Origin of the sequence: Paraburkholderia sp. A3BS-1L (assembly GCF_051125215.1) — a bacterium.
Taxonomy (GTDB): Bacteria; Pseudomonadota; Gammaproteobacteria; order Burkholderiales; family Burkholderiaceae; genus Paraburkholderia.
Genome location: NZ_CP120445.1, coordinates 58,766 through 78,847, shown reverse-complemented (window position 1 = coordinate 78,847; position 20,082 = coordinate 58,766). Strand labels below are relative to the sequence as shown.

The window sequence follows — 20,082 nt, the reverse complement described above, 5'->3', positions numbered from 1 at the left end:
ATCACATGCCCGAATAATTAGGCCCGCCACCACCTTCAGGCGTGACCCAAACGATATTCTGCGTCGGGTCCTTGATATCGCACGTCTTGCAATGCAAGCAATTCTGCGCATTGATCCGCAACTGCTGGCCGCCTCGCAGCTCGTCGTCGAGGAACTCGTAAACGCCGGCCGGACAATAACGCGCCTCGGGCCCCGCATACTTCGCCAGATTGACCCCCACCGGCACGCCCGCATCCTTGAGCGTCAGATGCGCGGGCTGGTTTTCCTCATGATTGGTATTGCTGATGAATACGCTGGAAAGGCGATCAAACGTCAGCTTGCCATCGGGCTTCGGATACACGATAGGTTCGCACTCGCTAGCCGGCTTGAGGTAAGCATGATCGGGCTTGTGCCGGCGCAGCGTCCACGGCATCCGTCCACGCAGCACGAGTTGCTCGAAGCCGTTCATCAGCGTGCCCACCGCGAGACCGTACCGAAACCAGTTCTTGAAGTTGCGATCCTTGTTCAGCTCGGCATGCAGCCAGCTCTTTTCGAAGGCTTCCGGGTAGGCTTCGAGTTCGTCGTGCTGGCGCCCCGCCGCCACGGCCGCATAGGCCGCCTCGCCCGCGAGCATGCCGGTCTTGATGGCGGCATGGCTGCCCTTGATGCGGCTCACATTGAGAAAGCCCGCATCGCAACCCACCAGTGCGCCGCCAGGGAACACGAATTTGGGCAGCGCATTGATGCCGCTCGCGTTGATCGCGCGCGCGCCGTACGAGAGGCGTTTCGCCGTGACCTCGCCGTTGTCGTTCTCGAAGTAGCGACGAATGCCCGGGTGAGTCTTCCAGCGCTGGAACTCTTCGAACGGGCTCAGGTAAGGGTTGGCGTAGCCGAGGCCCGTAACGAAGCCGACGGCCATCTTGTTGCCGTCCAGGTGGTACAGAAAAGCGCCACCGTAGGTTTTGCTGTCCATGGGCCAGCCGGCCGTGTGCATGACGAAGCCGGGCTGGTGGCGCGCCGGGTCGATCTCCCACACCTCCTTGATGCCAAGGCCAAAGCTTTGCGGATCGCGCCCCGTGTCGAGCTGGTAACGCGCGACGACCTGCTTGCCCAGGTGCCCGCGCGCACCCTCCGCGAAGATCGTGTATTTGGCGTGCAGTTCCATGCCGAGCTGGAAATTGTTGGTGGGCTCGCCATCCTTGCCGATGCCCATATTGCCCGTGGCCACGCCTTTGACCGAGCCGTCTTCGTTGTAGAGCACCTCGGTCGCGGCAAAGCCGGGAAAGATTTCCACGCCCAGCGACTCCGCCTGTCCGCCCAGCCATTTAGTAAGGGCTCCCAGGCTGATGATGTAGTTGCCGTGGTTGTGCGCGAACGGCGGAAGGAGCCGGTTGGGCACGCGTCGGGCCGTTTTCTCGCCGAGGAACACGTAGGCATCTTCGGTGACGGGCTGGTTCAGCGGCGCGCCGAGCGCCTTCCAGTCCGGCAGCAGTTCGGTCAGCGCCATGGGGTCCATGATCGCGCCCGAGAGAATGTGCGCGCCCGGTTCGGAGCCCTTTTCGAGCACCACCACCGAGACGTCCTGGCCCTGCTCCGCCGCCAGTTGCTTGATGCGGATGGCCGTGGCCATGCCGCCGGGGCCGCCGCCCACGATCACCACGTCGTACTCCATGGATTCGCGCGGGCCGTGTTGTGCCAAAAGGTCTTCGCTATTCATCGTGTGTTCTCGAGTAATGGGATGCGCCCCGGCTGCCCATTGACGTGGCGTGCCCAGCATAGTTCGGCGTGAGTATGGCCCAAGGCCTGCTTCACACCACCCACCTGCGATGGGGGGAAGCAATGATTGCGGACGTGGCTCAGATCACGCCATCGGCCTGCAGTTGCTCGATATCGGCGTTCGAGCGGCCCAGTTCGCGCAGAATGGCCGCGCTGTGCTCGCCGAGCGCCGGCACGGGATCCATGCGGACGTCGAAGCTATTGACGTTGGCAGGCGGCAGCAGCGCCTGCAACGCGCCGGCGGGCGAGCCGACGGTGGTAAAGCGCTCGCGCGCGTGCAGTTGCGGATGGGTCCACAAATCGCCCACCTGGTTGACGGCGGCATTGGCGATCTGCGCTTCATCGAGGCGCGCGATCACCTCCTGCGCCGTGAGGCTCGCGAACGTCTGCTCGATCGTCGATTTCAGGGCCGAGCGGTTTTCCGTGCGGCGCACATTGGCGTCGAAGCGCGGGTCTGCCGCAAGCTCGGGGCGGCGCAATACGAGATCGCAGAACAGCTTCCACTCGCGCTCGTTTTGCAGGCCCAGCATCACCACGCGGTCATCGCCGGCCTTGAACGGGCCATAGGGATAGATGGTGGCGTGCGCCGCGCCGTTGCGCGCGGGCGGCTCCTGGCCATCGTAAGCGTAGTACATGGGAAAGCCCATCCATTCGCCCAGCGCTTCGAGCATGGATATTTCGACATGCGAACCTTCTCCGCTGATGCCGCGCTGCAAGAGTGCGCTCAGGATGCCCGTGTGGGCATACATGCCGGCCGCGATGTCGGCAATCGAATTGCCGGCCTTGCTGGGCTCATCGGGCGTACCGGTGATCGACAGAAAGGCGGCTTCGCTCTGAATCAGTAAGTCGTAGGCTTTTTTATCGCGGTAGGGGCCATCGGCGCCATAGCCGGAGATATCGCACACGACGAGCTTCGGATGCTTCGCGTGCAGCGCCTCGAACGACAAGCCCATGCGCGCGGCCGCGCCTGGGGCGAGATTCTGCACGAGCACGTCGGCCCCGGCGATCAGCTCGCCCAGCACCGCCTGGGCCGCGGGCTGCTTCAGGTCCAGCGTGAGGCTTTCCTTGGAGCGGTTGGTCCACACGAAGTGCGAGGCCAGCCCGCGCGTGCGATGGTCGTAGGCGCGCGCGAAATCGCCGACGCCAGGCCGCTCCACCTTGATGACGCGCGCGCCCAGGTCGGCAAGCTGACGGGTGCAGAACGGCGCGGCAATCGCGTGCTCCAGCGTGATGACGGTCAGGCCGCTGAGCGGGCCCTTGCGGTTGGGTTCCGACATGGTTTGTCTCGACTTTATAGGCGCAGTTATTCGACACAGTTATTCGATGCGTTTATTCGATTCTTGCGCTGGCCTGCATGGCCAACTGGCCCTCGGGACCACGCGCCCACAAATGCGCGGTGTCGCCTTCGAGCTTGCCGTTGACGGTGAACGGCGCGATATCGAACAAGGGGCTCACCGCCTTGAATTCGAAGCTGCGGATAGTTTTTTCCGGATGCGCGCGGCGCAACTCCTCCATCAGCAGCGTGGCGATCAGCGGCCCATGCACCACGAGGCCCGAATAGCCCTCTTCCTCCATGACATAGGGACGGTCGTAATGGATGCGGTGGCCGTTGAAGGTGAGCGCCGAATAGCGCATCAGCAACACGGGGTCGGGCGTGATGGTGCGTCCGAACTGCTCGTCGACGGGGGCCGCCACGGGCTGCGGCGCGCTCGCGCCGGGGGCCGGGGCGTCGCGGTAGACGATGTCGTGCTCCTCGCGGATGGCCAGTCCGCTCGCGCCGCTGATTTCGTGCAGCACGGTCACGAACAACAACTGGCCGCTGCGCCCGGACTTGCTCTGTATGCTCTTGACGGTGGAAACACGCCGGATCGGCTCGCCGATGGTGAGCGGCTGCAGAAACTGCAAGCGCCCGCCGGCCCACATCCGCCTCGGCAGCGTGACGGGCGGCAGGAAGCCGCCGCGCTGCGGATGCCCGTCCGCACCGATGTCGGACTGGCGCGCGGCAGGCAGAAAGTACAGCCAATGCCAGAGCGGCGGCAGTTGCGTCGGCGGCGTGCCGGCATCGGCGGCGTCCAGCGTGGCCTGCATGAAGCGCACGGGCGTTTCGGTGATCCGGTCAGCGTTTGCTTCGCTGCGGCCCACCCAGGCTTCGAAGGAAGGCGGGTTTTCCTGGCTCATAGGTGTCGCTTCATCAAAAGGATTGCTTACGATTTGTTTCGGCCATCAATAGGAACGCGGAAGCTGCAGCACGTGCTCGGCCACATGACCCAGGATCATGTTCGTGGAGATGGGCGCGACCTGATAGAGGCGCGTTTCGCGGAATTTGCGCTCGACGTCGTATTCGCAGGCGAAGCCGAAACCGCCATGCGTTTGCAGGCAGGCGTTGGCGGCTTCCCAACTGGCCTTGGCGGCCAGATACTTGGCCATATTGGCTTCCACGCCCGCGTTCTGGCGCGCATCGATCTTCTCGCAGGCGCGCCAGCGCATCAGATTGGCGGCTTCGAGCTCGATGAAGCATTCAGCCAGCGGGAACTGGATGCCCTGGTTCTGGCCGATGGCGCGGCCGAACACCTTGCGCTCGCTCGCATAGTCGCGCGCCTTTTCGAGGAACCAGTAGCCGTCGCCGATGCACTCGGCCGCGATCAGCGTGCGCTCGGCGTTCAGGCCGTCGAAGATCACTTTCAGGCCCTTGCCCTCGGTGCCCAGCAAGGCGTCTTCGGGCAGCTCCAGATTGTCGAAGAACAGCTCATTGGTCTCGTGATTGACCATGTTGAGAATGGGCCGCACCGTGAGGCCGTTGCCGATGGCCTTGTCGAGCTCGACGATAAAGCACGACAGCCCATCGCTCTTCTTCTGCACCTGGTCGATGGGCGTGGTGCGCGCGAGCAGGATCAGCAGGTCGCTGTGCTGCACGCGCGAGATCCACACCTTCTGGCCATTGATGACCCAGCGGCCATCCTTCTTCACCGCCGTGGTCTTGAGCTTGGTGGTGTCGCTGCCCGTGGTGGGCTCGGTCACGCCCATCGATTGCACGCGCAGCTCGCCCGCGGCTATGCGGGGCAGATAGCGCTGCTTCTGCGCCTCGGTGCCGCTGAAGACGATGGTGTTCATCACATACATCTGACCATGGCACGCCCCTGAATTACCGCCCGAGCGATTGATCTCCTCCATGATGACCGAGGCCTCCGCCATCGAAAGGCCCGGGCCGCCGTAGTCCTGCGGGATCAGCGCGGCCAGCCAGCCTGCCTTGGTGAGCGCATCGACGAACGCCTCGGGGTAGCCCCGCTGCTCGTCGATCTTGCGGTGATAGTCGGCCTGGAACTGGTTGCACCGCGCGCGCACTGCGTCGCGGATCTCCTGATATTGGTCGGGTGCGCAAAAGATGGAAGCGCTCATGGCGGGTGTCTCGTGAGTGGCTTGTGTTGATCCATAGTAATATTTGATGGCACCGAGGAATAATAGAATTATTTGATTTATGCATCAGCATTTGGCATCGAGGTATCTACGATGGATCTCAAGCAACTCCGCGCCTTCGTCACGGTGGCCGAGACCGGCAACGTCACGCGCGCCTCCAGCCTGCTGAACCTCGTGCAGCCTGCCGTGTCGCGTCAGTTGCGCCTGCTCGAGGAGGACATGGGCACGGAGCTGTTCGAGCGCGGCCGTCACGGCATGCAGCTCACGCCTTCGGGCAAGACCATGCTCGAATACGCGCGCCGCATCCTCGACGAGGTGGCGCGCGCCAAGGCTGAAATCCAGCCCACCGAAGGGCCGGTCTCGGGCATCGTGAGCATCGGGCTCCTCGCCAGCACCTCGGATCTGCTGGCCACGTTGCTGGCCGGCGAGGTGGCGCGGCGCTACCCGCATATCCGCCTGCGGCTGACCATCGGCTACGCCGGGCATCTGCACGACTGGCTCGAAGCCGGCGACGTGGACGCCGCCCTGCTCTATGGCCAGAAAGAAACGCCCGCGCTGCACGTGAAGGCGTTGATCGAAGAAAGTTTGTGGGCGGTGGCCGCGCCATCCGCGAGGTTGTCGCACAAGCGAGCGATCGCGTTCTCGCGCGTGGCGCGCGAGCCCTTCGTGCTGCCCGCCGCGCCGCAAGGCCTGCGCGCCATGATCGAGCACGCCGCGACGGAAGCCGGCGTGACGCTGCGCGTGTTTGCCGAAACCAATGCGCTGAGCGTGCAGAAAGAACTGGTCGCGCAAGGCCACGGCTGGACCATCATTCCGGCTGTGGGCGTCACGCAGGAGGTCGAGCGGGGTCTGCTGAGCGCGGCTCCGCTCGCGTCGCCCGGGCTGCGGCGCACCATCGTGCTGGCCGCACCCAGCAGCCGCCAGGCCACCGCCCCCGTGCGCTGCGTGGTCGGCGTGCTGCTGGACTGCGTCAAGAGCACGTTCGAGCAGGGCCGCTGGCCTGACGCGCGCTGGCTGGGCTAGCGCCTGAACGTCTTTCGGGTTTCATGGCCGCGCGGAAACCGATTGGCCGCCAACATCCGGAGCAACAGGGTCGGGGCGGGCACGTCCCCCGGCGGTCACGCCAAATGCTCCTTCAACACCGAGATCAGGCGCTGTGCGAGCGGCGGCAAATAAGAGCCTGCCCGGTACGTAATGCCCACCTCCCGACGCAGGTCGAGTTGATCCGGGTCCAGCCGCAAGGCGCGCAAGCCGCGCAGGGCGTTCATCGATTCGGCTCCTGCCACGCAGAGCATCTTCGTACCGAGCAGCAAATGCAGCAACGACGTACTGCCGAAATCGGTCTCGACGCGCAGTTTCGGTCCTGCGAGACCGTGCCGCCGGAAAACGTCGTCGACCTGCTGCCGAATCGGCATATGGGGCGCGGGCAACAGCCATTCCTCACCGGCCAGATCGGCGAGCGTGAGATGACGCTTTCGATGAAGCGGGTGAGCCTCGTCCGCGAGCACCACGAGGCTGTCGTGAAAGAGCTCGACGAATACGCACGTCTCGTCTTCGCGACTGAGTTGCGGCGCGACGATCAGGTCCAGTTCGCCCGCCCGCAGCAGTTCTCCGAGGTCGCGCGCCAGCCGCAAACGCAGCCGCAGTTTCGCGGCCGGCCGTTCTTTCATCAGCTTCTGGCAGGCGCCAGGCACGAGCGCGCCAGGCACAGTCGGCGAGTAGCCGATCCGCAGCAGACCGTGCTCACCGCCCTGCAGCGCTTCCATTTCCTTTAACGCATCGTCGTATTCGAGCGCGATACGCCGTGCGCGCACAAGAAACAGCTCACCGGCGGGCGTCGGCGTGACGCCGTTAGGCGTGCGCTCGAAGAGCGCCAGCCCTGCCTGCGACTCGACTCGCCGCAGTGCCTTTGTCAACGCCGGCTGACTCACACCGACCGCCTCAGCCGCCTTGCCGATGCTGCCGTGATCCTGCACGGCCAGCAAATACTCGAGATCGCGCGTTTCCAATGCCATTCCTCATGGTTATGGCTATATGCCAAGTGGTGTATTGAGGTAATGCCTCACATCTTACAGACTACGGCCAGACAGTTGAACCAGGAGACCCAGATTGAGCTTTGCCTACTTTTTGCGGCGCGCCGCGCGATATTGGGGCGACCGCACGGCGGTCATTCATCACGATCGGCAACTGAGCTTTCGCCAGCTCGACGAACGCTCGACGCGCCTCGGCAACGCGTTGCTGGCTTTGGGCCTGACGAGAGGCGATCGCGTCGCCGTGCAGGCGCGCAATTGCACGGAGCTGGTCGAAATCGAGTGCGCGCTCTACAAGACCGGCCTCGTGAAGGCCGCGCTGAATCCGCGCTTCACGTCGCACGAGGCAGCCGATGTCGTCGAAAACTGCGCGCCGCGGGTCTTGATCGCGGGTCCGGGATACACCGCCTATACGCGGGAGTCGGCCGGATTCGCTTCGATCGAGACGTTTGTGGCGATCGGCATCGAGGTGCCCGGATACGCGAGCTACGAAGCGCTGATCGAGCGCGCCGGCACGAGCGCGCCGCAATACCATCCGCAGGCCGCAGATCTCGCCGTGCTGCACTTTTCGTCGGGCTCGACCGGGCGCATCAAGGCCGCCATGCAGACTTATGGCAATCGCCTCGCGTCGCTGCGCAAGATCGTGCTGGGCATGGATCCTCCGGCACGCCCCGGCGACCGCCTCGCGCTGATCGGTCCGGTCACGCATGCTTCGGGCATGCTGATGCAGCCATACCTTTTTTGCGGCGCGACGCTCGTGCTGTTCGATGCGTTCGAGCCGGCCCGCTTTATCGACGATATCGCGCGCCTGCACATCACGCATGCGTTCATGGTGCCCGCGATGATCAACATGGTGCTCGGCGAATCCGCGCTCGACACAGCCGACCTGAGCAGCCTGAAGATGCTCAGCTACGGCGCGGCGCCCATGGCGCCTGCGCGCATCGAGGAGGCCTGGGCACGCATCGGACCGATTCTTTCACAGGGCTACGGAGCCAGCGAATCGACTTCGGGTGTCACGCGCCTGTCCATCGCCGATCACGCGCACGCGCTTGCGCATCGGCCCGCGCGGCTTGCGTCGTGCGGGCGGCCGCTCGGCGAGACCGAGGTGTGCGTGGTGGACGATGCAGGGCGCGAGGTGAGCGGCGATACGATCGGCGAAATCGTGATTCGCGGCAACGACGTATTCCACGGCTACTGGGGCGCTCCCGAGGCCACAGCCGAGGTGCTGGTCGACGGCTGGCTGCGAACCGGCGATCTCGCGCGCGTCGATGAAGAGGGGTTCATCTATCTGGTCGATCGCAAGAAGGACATGATCATTTCCGGCGGCTTCAACGTTTATCCGAACGAGGTAGAGGCGGCGATCTATCGGCATCCGGACGTGCTGGAAGCCTGCGTGGTCGGCGTCCCCGACGACAAATGGGGCGAAGCGGTGAAGGCCGTCGTCGTCCTCAAGCCGGGACGCGAAGCTGCGGTGCAGACGCTCGTCGCGCACTGCCGCGCGCTGCTCGCCGACTACAAGCTGCCGCGCTCGGTGACCTTCGTTGCCGACCTGCCCAAGAACGCGAGCGGCAAGGTTGCACGCAAGCTCGTGCGCGAACAGTACTGGCAAGGCGCCGCGCGGCGCGTCAACTGAATCCACCGGAGAGCCTTCATGTTCGATTACCTGAATCAACCCGCGTTCGTTGAAACACGCGATGGCATCCGGCGCTTCGTGGCTGAAGAGCTGTTGCCGATGGAGCGCGAGCTCGGCCTCGGCAGCGAAGACGCGTGGCCGAAGCCAACGCTGCAGCGCGTATGGCGGCGCTCGGCCGAACTCGGCTATTACGCGTCGTGCCTGCCGGCCGCGCTCGGCGGCAAAGGATTTTCGATCCTCGAACAATGCGCGCTCAAGGCCGACCTTGCCGCATCCGGCGCAGCGCTCGCGCCGCACGTGCTGGGCGATTTGGGCGGCCCGCCGCGAGTCGGTAACATGCTGAAGTACGCGACACCCGAGCAGGTCGAGCGCTATTTCAAGCCGGTGATACACGGCGAGAAGTCGACCTGCTTCGCGCTGACCGAACCGCATTCGGGCTCGGACGCGCAAAGCATCGCGACCACCGCCGTCGCGGATGGCGAAGCGCTGGTGATCAACGGCACGAAGCATTACATCAGCGGCGCCCCGTTCGCCGATTTCGCAATCGTCATGTGCGTGACCGATGCAAACACGAGTCCGCCCGCGATCACGGCCGTCCTCGTCGACCTCGACTTGCCCGGCGTGACGGTCGAGCAGCGCTACGTACCCATGTCAGGACAGCATATCGATGCGGATATTCGCTTCGACAACGTGCGCGTGCCGCGCGCGAACATGTTCGGCGGCGAAGGCAACGGCTTCCGGCTCGGCATGTCCCGCATCAACGTGAACCGTCTGCTGCATTGCCCAACCATGCTCGGCCGTGCGACGTCCGCCTACGAGGCGTCGCTGGACTATGCCCGCGCGCGCCGCCAGTTCGGCGGTCCGATTGCGCGCTTCCAGGCGATCCAGCACATGCTCGCCGACATGGCGGCTGCGCTCTGGGCCTGCGAGAGCATGATCGCGCAGACCGCGATGCTTGCCGACGCCGGCGACGATCTGCGCATGAAGGGCGCCGCCTGCAAGCTGTTCGTCTCCGAGCGCTGCTTCGAGGTGGCCGACAAGGCGGTGCAGATTCACGGCAACGTCGGCGTGACGCGCCACCACCCCATCGAGCAGACCTTCCGCAAGCTGCGCATGTTCCGCGTCTTCACGGGCACCAGCGAAATCCAGCGCAACACGATTGCGCGCGTCATCCTCGAGGCCGCCCAGCCGGCCGCCTGAATCACGAACGGAAGCCATAATCATGTCTCACCCGCAAACGGGCTGGTCCTGCCTCAGTGGCGTGAAGATCGTCGACGCGAGCCAGCTGCTGCCGGGGCCACACGCGACGTCCATGCTGCAGCAACTCGGCGCCGACGTCGTGAAGGTCGAGCCCCCCGGCGCCGGCGACCCCACACGCCAGCTCAGCCCCGCACTTTTCGCACAACTCAATCGCGGCAAGCGATCGGTGGCGCTCGACCTCAAGACGCCGGCGGGCAAGGATGCCTTTATCGAGCTGATCCGCGACGCGGATGCGTTCGTCGAGGGTTTCCGGCCAGGCGTCATGGCGCGGCTCGGCCTCGACTATGCGACGCTCGCCGCTGTGAATCCGCGTCTCGTGATGTGTTCGATCTCGGGCTTTGGGCAGACCGGCCCCTATGCGCACGCGCCCGGCCACGATCTCAACTATCTGGCGCTCGGAGGATTCTGGTCCGTTCCGGTCCAGGTGCGCGACCGGGTGGCGCGTCCACGCGTGCGGGTCGCCGATTACGCCGCGTCGAGCCACGCCGCGGTTGCGCTACTCGCTGCCATTCTCAGCACACGCGCGACGGGACGTGGCCAGTACCTCGACCTGTCGATCCACGATTGCGTAATGGCATGGACAGCGCCCGCCGCATGGGCTGCCCGCGAGTATGTCGATCATCCTCTGGACTCCCCGGGCGTAATGCCGGAGAACGACCTCTTCGAAACGCGAGATGGACGGCACCTTGCGCTCGGCATTCTGGAGAACAAGTTCTGGCTGAATCTGCGCGACGCGATTGGCGCGGATTTCCCCGCCTTGAAGGACGAGCGCTTCGCCACGCGTGCGGGGCGTCAGCAGCACAAGCAGGAGGTCAACACGCTGCTCGCGCAGATCTTTGCAACCCGTTCGCTCACGCAATGGATGGCCGCGCTGCAGGAATTCGACTTGCCGGTCTCGCCGGTTCTCGATGCACGCGAGTTGTTCGACGATCCGCATGTGCAGGCTCGCGGCATGGTCCGCGCGATATCGGCGGACCAGACGATCGCATGCCGTTTTCCGGTGCAGTTCTCGCTCGGGCTGCCCGACGGCGACGACCACGTTCCGATGCCCGGCGAGCACGAACGTTAAGGCGTCGACCAGAAAAAACAATGACGGAGACAGATACGGTGATAAGCGAAACCCCTTCATTCAATCCAGTGCGGGCATGGATCGTAACGATCCTGCTTTCGTTGATGATGTTGGTGAATTTTCTCGACAAGGTGGTGCTGGGACTCGTTTCGGTACCCATGATGCGGGATCTGCATCTTTCATCGACGGAGTTCGGCGTGATCGGCGGCAGCCTGAACTGGCTGTTCTCCATTTCAGCCGTGATTGGCGGCATCGTGGCAAACCGGACCTCCACAAAACCGCTACTGCTCCTGATGGGTGCCGCGTGGGCAATCCTGCAGTTGCCGATGCTGTTCGCCGGCTCCCTTTGGGGCGTACTCGTCTGCCGCGTGTTGCTCGGCGCGAGTGAAGGGCCGGCTTCACCCGTTTCCGTGCACGCACTATATAAGTGGTTTCCCGACAAAAAGCGCAATCTGCCGGTTGCGGTTCTTTTTCAGGGAAGCTCACTTGGCCTGCTCATTGCCGGCCTCTGTATTCCCGTCATCAGCACGCACTGGGGCTGGCGCGCGAACTTTCTCGCGCTGGCCGCGCTCGGCATCTTCTGGTGCATCGCCTGGCTCCTGTTCGGTGCCGAAGGTCGTTTGACGACCCGCGCGCGCGTCACGAGCGAGGCACGCGTTCCCTACGCAATCCTGCTTACCGACCGAACCATATTGGGCACGTTTGCGGGCCATTTTGCGGCGAACTGGATTCTCGCGATGACGCTCACCTGGACGCCAAGATGGCTGCAACTCGGCATGGGCTACGACGCCCATGCCGCCGGACGCATATTCGCGTTGTTCGTCGCGGTCACCGCACCGATGAGTCTCGGACTTGCCACGCTCTCGCAGCGCATGCTCGAGCGGGGCGTACCGTCCCGGATCGGGCGAGGAGCGTTCGTCGCGGTAGCGCTCATGCTCGCCGGCACATTGCTCGCGGCGCTGAAACTGTTCGACCCGCCTCCGGTGGTGAAGTGTGTGCTGCTGACACTCGGCGGCGGCATGACGCTCGCGATGTACTCGATCGGCCCCGCGATACTCGGCGAAGTAACGCCCGACACGCAGCGCGGCGGCATTCTTGCTCTGAGCAATGGGTTCTCGTCGCTTGCGGGTCTCGCGGCGCCCGTCGTAACCGGCATGCTCATCGATCAGGCCGGGGGAGCAACCGCGCACGGCTTCGAATCGGCAAGCCTCGCTTCCGGCATTGTGCTGCTCGCCTGCGGTGGGCTTTGCGCATGCTGGCTCGATCCGCAGCGCTCCGCTACCCGGATCGCATGCGGCGTGACAGCCACGAAGGTGAGCCACACGATCGCCGCCCCCGACTAGCCGCCTGCAAAGAATGGCCTGGAAATCGGCAGTTTTATTTTAATAAGCAATACAAATAAAAAATCATGGAGACTTATGAAGAAAATTCTGCTGGCCGCCCTGCTCGGCAGCGTGCTTCCCGTCGCATCGCATGCCCAGTCGAGCGTGACCTTGTACGGTGCTATCGGTGGGGGCGTGCGTTGGGCCAACGGACTCCAGGGAGGCTCGACTGTCGGCTTCAACAACAACGTCATCGCCGTCAATGCGTTTGGCATCACTGGAAAGGAAGATCTCGGCGGCGGTGTCCAAGCGATCTTCAAGCTGGAGAACGCTTTTAACAGTGGCACTGGTGCGCTCAAGAAGGACGGCACGCTGTTTTCTCAGGCTGCATTCGTGGGTTTGACAGGTCGTTTCGGGCGCCTGACATTCGGTCGCCAACTCAACGCCAGCGAGAACTTCTCGATACTGGTCGACCCGAACCTCGGCCGGGGCCAGACGCTTGCGATCGAGCCCGGTGTAGTATGGGCTGCCAATTACTTCACGCTCGACTCGAGATTCAACAACACGATCAAATACCTCGTGCAGGCTGGGGGCTTCCGATTCGGCGCGAGCTATTCGCCAGGGGGTGTCGCGGGAGAAAATCGGGCCGGCACCAACTTTTCCGGCGCCGCCATGTATCAGTGGGGCGTGGCGTTCGGCGGCCTCTCCTATCAGAAGACCTGGAACGCCACAGGGACCCAATGGGCGCAGACGTTCGGGAGCGGTGGTTCGCTGCAGGCTGGTCCGGTGCGTCTCTACCTGAGCTACTCCGACCTCGAGGTCAGCGCGGCGAATGCCGCTGCACCGAATCGGCGCGACCACATTCCCGGCGGCGGTATTGTCTGGACGCCGACCGCCTCGGCGTTCCAGCTCACCGCCGCGGTCTATCAGGACATCGCCAGCCATCTCCACAATGCGCAATCAGCGAGTGGCCACAAGTTCACGACTTATGCGATTGCCGAATATTTCCTTTCGAAAAGTACCGAGGTCTATGCGGAAGCCGATTACAACGGCCTCTCAGGCGCGTATCGCTTCGATCCGACCAATCTCGCCGCGATGGGCCTGGCGTCCGGCACGCGCTCGACGACTGGTGTATCGCTCGGCCTCATGACCCGCTTCTAGGCAACCGAACGCCCATTCCCGCTTTGATGGCTCGATACGACATGAACACTTCTTTTCGACTCCTGAGAACCCTCACTATGGCGATGTTCGCCGTGCTTGCAGCCAATGTGTTCGCGCAGACGCCCAATCCTTGCGTGAACGATGCACCGCCCGCCAGCACGGCGCAACCCTCGCCCGCGACGAAGACGGCCGACAGAAAGCTTGCGCGTCAGGTCGCCCGCGCACTGGCTCATACGCGCGGGCTCATTTCGGGCCGCATTCTCGTGAAGGCGCACGATGGTCTCGTCACGCTGTCCGGCTCGGTGGTGGACGCGACACAAATCCCCCTCGCTGTCGAGGCTGCGAAGCAGGTCGCTGGCGTCAAAGACGTCGACAATCAGATCCGCGTGTCAGGGGCTCCGCTGTAGCCAGCAGACCAACGCGCATGCCAGGAACGATGATTCAACGCCATTCCCGACGCACGGAAGCGACCCAAGTGCCCGGCGTCGGCGGCGACGCCACACACCGCGCCCCTCAGACGATCGATCGCGCCGCCAGGTGGCCTTCGCGAATCGCCAGTTGCCTGTCGCTGGACGCGCGCATCGGCAACCAGATTGAGCTGATCGACACGCCCGCGCAACACCTCCCAGATTTCGTTTCGCGACTGCGGTCAGCGCGACTGGCCGAAAGCTGCTGGCGAGTCGGAGGTCTGTAGATGCAATGATCGCCGGGCTCAGACGCGTTCGGCGCGGCCGACGCGCTGCTGGAAACGGCCACGCCGCCTGCGAGTGCGAAGCGCGGCGTTCAGTCCAGGCAAACAAAGCAGGAGCGGCGAATGGCAGCATTCAAAGCGGCGTCATCGTCCAGCCTTCCGGCGTCGCTTCCAGCCGGTCGGTCAACTCGAGGCGTTCCAGCAGAACCTCGTCGTGTGACACGACCATCAGCGCGCCGCGATAATCGCACAGCATCGCCTCCAGCGCGTGGAGCGAAGACAAATCTAGATGGTTGCCCGGTTCGTCCAGCAGCAGAAGCTGCGCGGGGGGATCGGCGTGAATCGCGCAGGCGAGCGCCGCCTTGAGCCGCTCGCCGCCGCTCAACACCCCGCAGGGCACGGCGAGTTTGCTCGCACTCAGCCCCAGTTGCGCGAGCCGGGTGCGCAACGCATCTTCACTCGCCGTGCGGTTGGCCTCGCGCATCTGCTCGATGACCGTGCGTTGCGGCGCCAGGTTCGCGAGCCGCTGGTCGAGCCACGCACTCGCTACGCGCACCGAGCAGCGCCCCGCAAGCGGTGCGAGTTGCCCCGCCAGCACCTTGAGCAACGTCGATTTACCACTGCCGTTCGCCCCCGTCACGCCCACGCGCTGTTGCCCATGCAATGCCAGGCGGATTGCTCGCGTCACGGAGGGCGCGTGCGGCAGCACGACGTCGTCGAGTTCCACGATCCAGCGCCGCGCCATCCCGGTTACCGGCGTTGAGCGCATGACGATGCGCGCGTCGTCCGCGACCGCCATTGCCGCTTCGCGCACGTTCATGTCGAGTTGCTCGCGCGCGGCAGCATGTTGCGCGCGCAACTTTCCAGCCGTGCTCTCGCTGCGCGCCTTCTGGCGGTCGAGCAGAATCTTCGCCTGATTGGCCTCGCGCCCATGACGCCGCCCCTGCGCTTCGCGCCGCTCGGCGCGCTCGCGCTGTTCGCGCTGTTCGCGCAGGGCAAGCGCGGCGCGGCGGTGTTCGAGCTTGCGACGTTCGAGCAGCGCGAGCGCGCCCGCCTCCTCCTGCGCACGCCGCTCGGCGTAAAGCGCGTAGCCTCCGCCGTAGCTGCGCAAGCCCGTGGCGGACAACTCGACGATGCGCGCCATGGTGTCGAGCAGCCGCCGGTCGTGGCTCACGACCACGAGCCCCTTCGGCCAGCGCTGCAACTGGCGTATCAATGCTTCGCGGTTCGGCCGGTCGAGGTGGTTGCTCGGCTCGTCGAGAATCAGCCAGTCGGCCTGTGAAAGCGCAGCGCCCGCAAGCGATACGCGCATCGCCTCGCCGCCGCTCAGCGCGTGCGCCGGCGCCTGCGGATCCAGATGTCCGAGACCGCAGCGTTCGAACTCGGCCTGCAAGCGCTGGCGCAAATCCCAGCGCTCGCCAAGCAAGTCGAAATCTTCAGGCGTTCCATCACCGGCCTCGATGCGCGTTAGCGCGTCGAGCGCATTCTGCACGCCCGCGAGGGTGGCGACATTCGCGCGAGCATCGCCGATCTGGATGTGCTGCGCCAGATAGAAGACCTCGCCCGTGCGCGCGCAGCGCCCAGTCGTTGGCGCGAGCCGGCCCGCCATCATGCGCGCGAGCACGCTCTTGCCGGCGCCATTGCGGCCGACGACCCCCGTGTGGCCGGCATGGCGTGCATCGAACGATGCGTTGAGATCGGAAAAAAGGGGCCTGCCGTCGGGCAGAACAAAGGAAACGCCTTCGAGCGTCAAAGAGGAATTCGTCATGGGTCGATGCGTGCCGTGGATGCCAGACATTCCCCTCGCTCGAGATCAGCAAACGATCGGCATGAAGCCGACAAGCAACCTGCGAAGGGGGCGCAAACAAGGGCCGTCGAGGGCGACGGCGGCATCAATGACGCATGGGACGAAATCCTCCGGATGGGCAAAACTGGAACGTCAGACATTGCAGATTCGCTTCGAGTTCCCTACGAATTCCATACGCGATGCACACGCGCGGAACGCCAACGCCGATAAAACACGATTGCGCGTGCTCCCCGTCACATGCATCGGCGATAATCGAATGCGCCCTCTTTCTCCATGACGGCGTCGCGCAAACGCGCCGACGGCTCGATCGTCACGCTCCATCCCCCCGGATTGTGACCGGCGACGCACGCCGCCAGGGCATCAAGCAACGCTCGTACTAAACGCTGAACCATCATGAAATCGCATCTGCACGCCATTGCCACGGCACTGCTGGCCGCCGCGCTGTTCGGCGTAGCCACGCCACTCGCCAAAGCGCTGCTCGGCACGCTGCCGCCCTTCATGGTCGCGGGACTTTTCTATCTGGGCAGCGGCGCCGGGCTCGCGTTCGTCATGCTCGTGCGGCGGCTCGCCCGGCGCGCGGACGAGCCGCCCGCACACGCCCCGCTGCGTCTGGCCGAAGCGCCCTGGCTCGCGGGCGCCATCCTCGCGGGCGGCGTGGCCGGCCCGGCGCTGCTGATGCTCGGGCTGGTCTCGACACCCGCCGCCACCAGTTCGCTGCTGCTCAATCTCGAAGGCGTGCTCACGGCGCTCATCGCGTGGGTTTGCTTTCGCGAGAACTTCGACGCGCAGATCGCGCTGGGCATGGTGGCCATCGTCGCGGGCGGCGTGCTGCTCTCGTGGAACGGGCCGCACGCGGGGCTCGCGCCGGGTGCGCTATTCGTGGCCGGAGCCTGCCTGTGCTGGGCCATCGACAATAACCTCACGCGCAAGGTCTCCGCCAACGACGCCATGACCATCGCCTGCCTCAAGGGCCTGGCGGCCGGCCCCGTGAATCTGGCCGTCGCGTTCTGGCTGGGCGCGCACTGGCCCGACGCCGCGAGCCTCGCCGGCACGCTGGCCGTGGGCTTCGCGGGCTACGGCGTAAGCCTCGTGCTGTTTGTGATCGCCCTGCGCAATCTGGGCACGGCGCGCACAGGTGCGTATTTTTCAGTGGCGCCGCTGTTCGGCGTCGCGCTTTCGCTGCTGCTCTGGCCGCAGCGTCCAGCGCTAACGTTCTGGGCCGCCCTCGCGCTCATGGCTCTGGGCGTCTGGCTGCACGTGCGTGAGCGCCACGAGCACACGCACACGCATGAAGCGCTCGACCATACGCACCGGCACCGCCACGACGCGCACCATCAGCACGAGCACGACTTCGACTGGGACGGCACCGAGCCGCACACGCATGCGCATCACCATGTGCCGCTCACGCACACGCATGCGCATTACCCGGATGTGCATCATCGGCATTCGCATTGACGGCACTGACGACGCCCGGAACGGCACAGCAATTTTCCCCAAGCGCGTGAACGAGCGGATGAGCACAATCGCCTGACGATCAACGCCTGAGGCATGGACGAAGGAGACAATGCGATGGTTTCTCTCTACCGTGAAGTTCCCCTCGAAACCGATGCGGCCCGTGCATGGGAAACGCTGCGCGATTCGCGCAACCTCGCGCGGGTGTTTGCGGGCGTGCTAACCGACGTGCGGGTGGAAGGCGACCTGCGCACCGTGACGTTTGCTAACGGCAGCGTGATCGAGGAACGAATCGTGGCCGTGGATGACGCGCACATGCGCGTGGCCTATGCCGTGCGCGGGCCGAACTTCGAGCAGCACGCTGCATCGATGCAAATCGTGGCCGAATCAGGCGGACGCTGCCGCCTCGTGTGGATCAGCGATTTCCTGCCCGACGACCGGCGCGCCGTGGTCGAGCCGCTGATGGACGCGGGCTGCGCCGCAGCCGCACGGAATTTGGCGCGATAAACGCCGCGCCCAAATAAAAACGCGAGCGCCATAGCGCTCGCGTTCCGTTATGTCTTGCGTCAGTGCTGGGCGCTCGCGGTAGCCGAAACGTCTTCTTCGGAGGCCTCGAAGCCCCAGTCGCCGTAATCGAGCCAGTCGTCGCCAAGCAATTCGATGGGGTGCTGGGTGCGCGACGAACCGTTTCCGCAACTGAGCGAACTGGCGGGGCAATAACGGTCGCAGCCCCAGCAGATGCGTTCAGGATGCTTCGGATGCAGCGGGATTTTCTTGGCCATGGCGGTGCGTAAGACGGCAAATTGGCAACGAAATTAATTCTAGGACACGCGTCCGAACGATCCAGAGACGCATTGCCGCATTGCCTCCCTATGCCCCCGCCCTGCAAGACACTTGAATCACCGTGCGCAAATAAAGTCCCGTTTCGTTTTCCCAATTTGCTGATGCGGCGGCTGATTGACAGTTAGTTGCGCTTTATGGTGCACGCCGCGCACGCATCGCCATCAATTCGACAACTCGTCCAGCGACACGCCATTGGTGCGCGGGCCGAAAGCGCCTATCGAAACCATCACCACGAGCATGCAAATCGTGATGCCCGCGAACACGCCTTGCACGCCGAAGTCGCGCAGCAGCGCGGCGACAATGAAGCCCGACATCATGGCGCCCACGCGGCTCGCTGAATACACCACGCCGTTCGCGCGGCAGCGCACCGAGGTGGGAAAGAGCTCCGCCTGGTAAGCGTGGTAGCAGACCGAGATCATCTGCCCGGCGAGGCTGACCAGGATGCCGAGCACGATCAGCGCAGCGGTGCTGCGCGCCTGCGCAAAGCCCAGTCCGAAAACCACCACAGCCAGCGCCGAACCGACAATGAGCCATTTGCGCTCGATGCGGTCGGCCACCGGCATGGCGAGCAGCGGGCCGCACGGCAACGCGGTGGCGATCACGAAGGCATAGAGCAGGCTCTTCGTGACGGTCACGCCCTGGCCGATCAGGAGCGTCGGCACCCAGTTAGCGAACCCGTAGTAGCCGACGGCCTGGCACAGATTGAACGCGATCAGCATGACGAGCCGCGCACGGTACGGCGGCCGCCAGAGTTCGGCGGGCGACGCGCGCCGATGCGTGGGCAGCGCGGGCACGGCGGCGCTCGCCGGCAAGTCGCGTCCGCTCTCGCGCAGCGCAGCGCGCTCGAGCCTGGCGATGATCCGCTCGGCCTCCTCCGTGCGCCCGTGGCTGGCGAGCCAGCGCGGGCTTTCCGGCACCGCGCGGCGCACGAACCACACCAGCACGGCGCCCAGTGCGCCGGCCAGCACGACCCAGCGCCAGCCGTCGATGCCGAATGGCGCGCTGGGCACGAGCCACCACGAGAGCAAGGCCGAGGCCGGCGCAGCCGCGAACATGACCGCCTGGTTGAACGCCATGGCGCGCCCGCGCATCTGCTGAGGCACCATCTCCGTGACGTAACTGTCGATCGTGACGATCTCGATGCCCACGCCAATTCCCGTTATGAAGCGCCACAGAATCAGCCCCTCGGACGAATGCTGCATTGCCATCACCACCGAGCCGAGCGAATACCACAGCAGCGAGAATGTGAATACGCTTCGGCGTCCGAATTTATCGGGCAGCCAGCCGAAAAACAACGTGCCCACGAATAACCCGCCAAAGGTCGCGGCGACGAATGCGCCAATGCCATTGAAACCAAAGAAGTTCGCCGTGGTGGTGTGCAGCAGTCCGCTCTTCGCCAAACCCGGTGCGATGTAGCCCGTGAAAATGAGGTCGTAGACCTCGAAGAAGCCGCCCAGCGAGATGAGCAGGACGAGCTTCCAGATCTGCCTCGTGACGGGCAGCCGGTCGAGGCGCGCTGACAAGGCCTGTGCTGCCGTGTTTCCGGCAGCCAGTCCGTGAGCGGCCGCGTCAAGAGCCACGCTGGATGCCTCGTCCGTGGTGAGGGTGCGTTGCATGTCTGTCTCCATGTCTGCCTTGCGTGCGG

17 protein-coding genes are annotated in these 20,082 nt (G+C 64.6%); 9 read left to right on the top strand and 8 right to left on the bottom strand.

Features of this window, described 5'->3' with window-relative positions; genetic code table 11:
• Position 1 precedes the first annotated feature (1 nt).
• The 4 genes from P5W99_RS31220 to P5W99_RS31205 form a co-directional block, all read right to left on the bottom strand.
• A complete protein-coding gene (locus P5W99_RS31220) occupies positions 2-1,696 on the bottom strand; it encodes an electron transfer flavoprotein-ubiquinone oxidoreductase (RefSeq protein WP_421028500.1) in 1,695 nt (564 codons plus the stop codon).
• 139 nt (positions 1,697-1,835) lie between these two features.
• Positions 1,836-3,032 carry a CaiB/BaiF CoA transferase family protein gene (locus P5W99_RS31215; protein ID WP_421028499.1) on the bottom strand — a complete coding sequence of 399 codons (1,197 nt, stop codon included), beginning with the start codon at positions 3,030-3,032 and terminating at the stop codon, positions 1,836-1,838.
• A gap of 52 nt (positions 3,033-3,084) precedes the next feature.
• Positions 3,085-3,933 carry an FAS1-like dehydratase domain-containing protein gene (locus P5W99_RS31210; RefSeq protein WP_421028498.1) on the bottom strand — a complete coding sequence of 283 codons (849 nt, stop codon included), beginning with the start codon at positions 3,931-3,933 and terminating at the stop codon, positions 3,085-3,087.
• 45 nt (positions 3,934-3,978) lie between these two features.
• Positions 3,979-5,151, bottom strand: coding sequence for an acyl-CoA dehydrogenase family protein (locus P5W99_RS31205; RefSeq protein ID WP_421028497.1), 1,173 nt, complete (start codon positions 5,149-5,151; stop codon positions 3,979-3,981).
• A 111-nt stretch (positions 5,152-5,262) separates the two neighbouring features.
• Between P5W99_RS31205 and P5W99_RS31200 the strand changes: the two genes are divergently transcribed.
• Positions 5,263-6,192, top strand: a complete 930-nt coding sequence (locus P5W99_RS31200; protein WP_421028496.1) for a LysR family transcriptional regulator — start codon at positions 5,263-5,265, stop codon at positions 6,190-6,192.
• 95 nt (positions 6,193-6,287) lie between these two features.
• Here the strand turns inward: P5W99_RS31200 and P5W99_RS31195 are convergent, their stop codons facing one another.
• Entirely contained in the window at positions 6,288-7,178 is an 891-nt protein-coding gene (locus P5W99_RS31195; protein ID WP_421028780.1) for a LysR family transcriptional regulator, read from the bottom strand.
• Positions 7,179-7,278: 100 nt separating this feature from the next.
• On the opposite strand from P5W99_RS31195, the gene P5W99_RS31190 reads away from it, so the two are divergent.
• From P5W99_RS31190 to P5W99_RS31165, 6 genes are all read left to right on the top strand, one after another.
• Entirely contained in the window at positions 7,279-8,832 is a 1,554-nt protein-coding gene (locus P5W99_RS31190) for an AMP-binding protein (protein WP_434666062.1), read from the top strand.
• A gap of 18 nt (positions 8,833-8,850) precedes the next feature.
• Positions 8,851-10,032, top strand: coding sequence for an acyl-CoA dehydrogenase family protein (locus P5W99_RS31185; protein WP_434666059.1), 1,182 nt, complete (start codon positions 8,851-8,853; stop codon positions 10,030-10,032).
• 22 nt (positions 10,033-10,054) lie between these two features.
• On the top strand, positions 10,055-11,161 hold the full coding sequence (locus P5W99_RS31180) for a CaiB/BaiF CoA transferase family protein (RefSeq protein ID WP_434666056.1): 1,107 nt from the start codon (positions 10,055-10,057) through the stop codon (positions 11,159-11,161).
• 20 nt (positions 11,162-11,181) lie between these two features.
• Positions 11,182-12,504, top strand: a complete 1,323-nt coding sequence (locus P5W99_RS31175; protein WP_434666054.1) for an MFS transporter — start codon at positions 11,182-11,184, stop codon at positions 12,502-12,504.
• A gap of 75 nt (positions 12,505-12,579) precedes the next feature.
• A complete protein-coding gene (locus P5W99_RS31170; RefSeq protein ID WP_421028491.1) occupies positions 12,580-13,644 on the top strand; it encodes a porin in 1,065 nt (354 codons plus the stop codon).
• Positions 13,645-13,685: 41 nt separating this feature from the next.
• Positions 13,686-14,051 carry a BON domain-containing protein gene (locus tag P5W99_RS31165; RefSeq protein WP_421028490.1) on the top strand — a complete coding sequence of 122 codons (366 nt, stop codon included), beginning with the start codon at positions 13,686-13,688 and terminating at the stop codon, positions 14,049-14,051.
• A 417-nt stretch (positions 14,052-14,468) separates the two neighbouring features.
• Here P5W99_RS31165 and P5W99_RS31160 read toward each other — a convergent pair whose 3' ends face one another.
• Positions 14,469-16,103 carry an ABC-F family ATP-binding cassette domain-containing protein gene (locus P5W99_RS31160; protein WP_434666049.1) on the bottom strand — a complete coding sequence of 545 codons (1,635 nt, stop codon included), beginning with the start codon at positions 16,101-16,103 and terminating at the stop codon, positions 14,469-14,471.
• A 432-nt stretch (positions 16,104-16,535) separates the two neighbouring features.
• Between P5W99_RS31160 and P5W99_RS31155 the strand changes: the two genes are divergently transcribed.
• Positions 16,536-17,597, top strand: coding sequence for a DMT family transporter (locus tag P5W99_RS31155; RefSeq protein ID WP_434666046.1), 1,062 nt, complete (start codon positions 16,536-16,538; stop codon positions 17,595-17,597).
• Between the two features lie 114 nt (positions 17,598-17,711).
• Positions 17,712-18,101 (top strand): SRPBCC family protein, encoded by a 390-nt coding sequence (locus P5W99_RS31150; protein ID WP_421028487.1) that lies wholly within the window; start codon positions 17,712-17,714, stop codon positions 18,099-18,101.
• Between the two features lie 59 nt (positions 18,102-18,160).
• On the opposite strand, the gene P5W99_RS31145 is transcribed toward P5W99_RS31150, so the two are convergent.
• Positions 18,161-18,376: a DUF3079 domain-containing protein gene (locus P5W99_RS31145; protein ID WP_421028486.1), complete on the bottom strand. Its 216-nt coding sequence runs from the start codon at positions 18,374-18,376 to the stop codon at positions 18,161-18,163.
• Positions 18,377-18,598: 222 nt separating this feature from the next.
• Entirely contained in the window at positions 18,599-20,053 is a 1,455-nt protein-coding gene (locus tag P5W99_RS31140) for an MFS transporter (protein ID WP_434666043.1), read from the bottom strand.
• Positions 20,054-20,082 lie beyond the last annotated feature (29 nt).

Bases quoted from the DNA above. Each gene is read 5' to 3' on its own strand.
- P5W99_RS31165 (WP_421028490.1), top strand. From the start codon at position 13,686: ATGAACACTTCTTTTCGACTCCTGAGAACCCTCACTATGGCGATGTTC.
- P5W99_RS31200 (WP_421028496.1), top strand. From the start codon at position 5,263: ATGGATCTCAAGCAACTCCGCGCCTTCGTCACGGTGGCCGAGACCGGC.
- P5W99_RS31215 (WP_421028499.1), bottom strand. From the start codon at position 3,032: ATGTCGGAACCCAACCGCAAGGGCCCGCTCAGCGGCCTGACCGTCATC.
- P5W99_RS31185 (WP_434666059.1), top strand. From the start codon at position 8,851: ATGTTCGATTACCTGAATCAACCCGCGTTCGTTGAAACACGCGATGGC.
- P5W99_RS31210 (WP_421028498.1), bottom strand. From the start codon at position 3,933: ATGAGCCAGGAAAACCCGCCTTCCTTCGAAGCCTGGGTGGGCCGCAGC.
- P5W99_RS31140 (WP_434666043.1), bottom strand. From the start codon at position 20,053: ATGCAACGCACCCTCACCACGGACGAGGCATCCAGCGTGGCTCTTGAC.
- P5W99_RS31160 (WP_434666049.1), bottom strand. From the start codon at position 16,103: ATGACGAATTCCTCTTTGACGCTCGAAGGCGTTTCCTTTGTTCTGCCC.
- P5W99_RS31170 (WP_421028491.1), top strand. From the start codon at position 12,580: ATGAAGAAAATTCTGCTGGCCGCCCTGCTCGGCAGCGTGCTTCCCGTC.
- P5W99_RS31150 (WP_421028487.1), top strand. From the start codon at position 17,712: ATGGTTTCTCTCTACCGTGAAGTTCCCCTCGAAACCGATGCGGCCCGT.
- P5W99_RS31220 (WP_421028500.1), bottom strand. From the start codon at position 1,696: ATGAATAGCGAAGACCTTTTGGCACAACACGGCCCGCGCGAATCCATG.
- P5W99_RS31175 (WP_434666054.1), top strand. From the start codon at position 11,182: ATGACGGAGACAGATACGGTGATAAGCGAAACCCCTTCATTCAATCCA.
- P5W99_RS31180 (WP_434666056.1), top strand. From the start codon at position 10,055: ATGTCTCACCCGCAAACGGGCTGGTCCTGCCTCAGTGGCGTGAAGATC.
- P5W99_RS31205 (WP_421028497.1), bottom strand. From the start codon at position 5,151: ATGAGCGCTTCCATCTTTTGCGCACCCGACCAATATCAGGAGATCCGC.
- P5W99_RS31155 (WP_434666046.1), top strand. From the start codon at position 16,536: ATGAAATCGCATCTGCACGCCATTGCCACGGCACTGCTGGCCGCCGCG.
- P5W99_RS31145 (WP_421028486.1), bottom strand. From the start codon at position 18,376: ATGGCCAAGAAAATCCCGCTGCATCCGAAGCATCCTGAACGCATCTGC.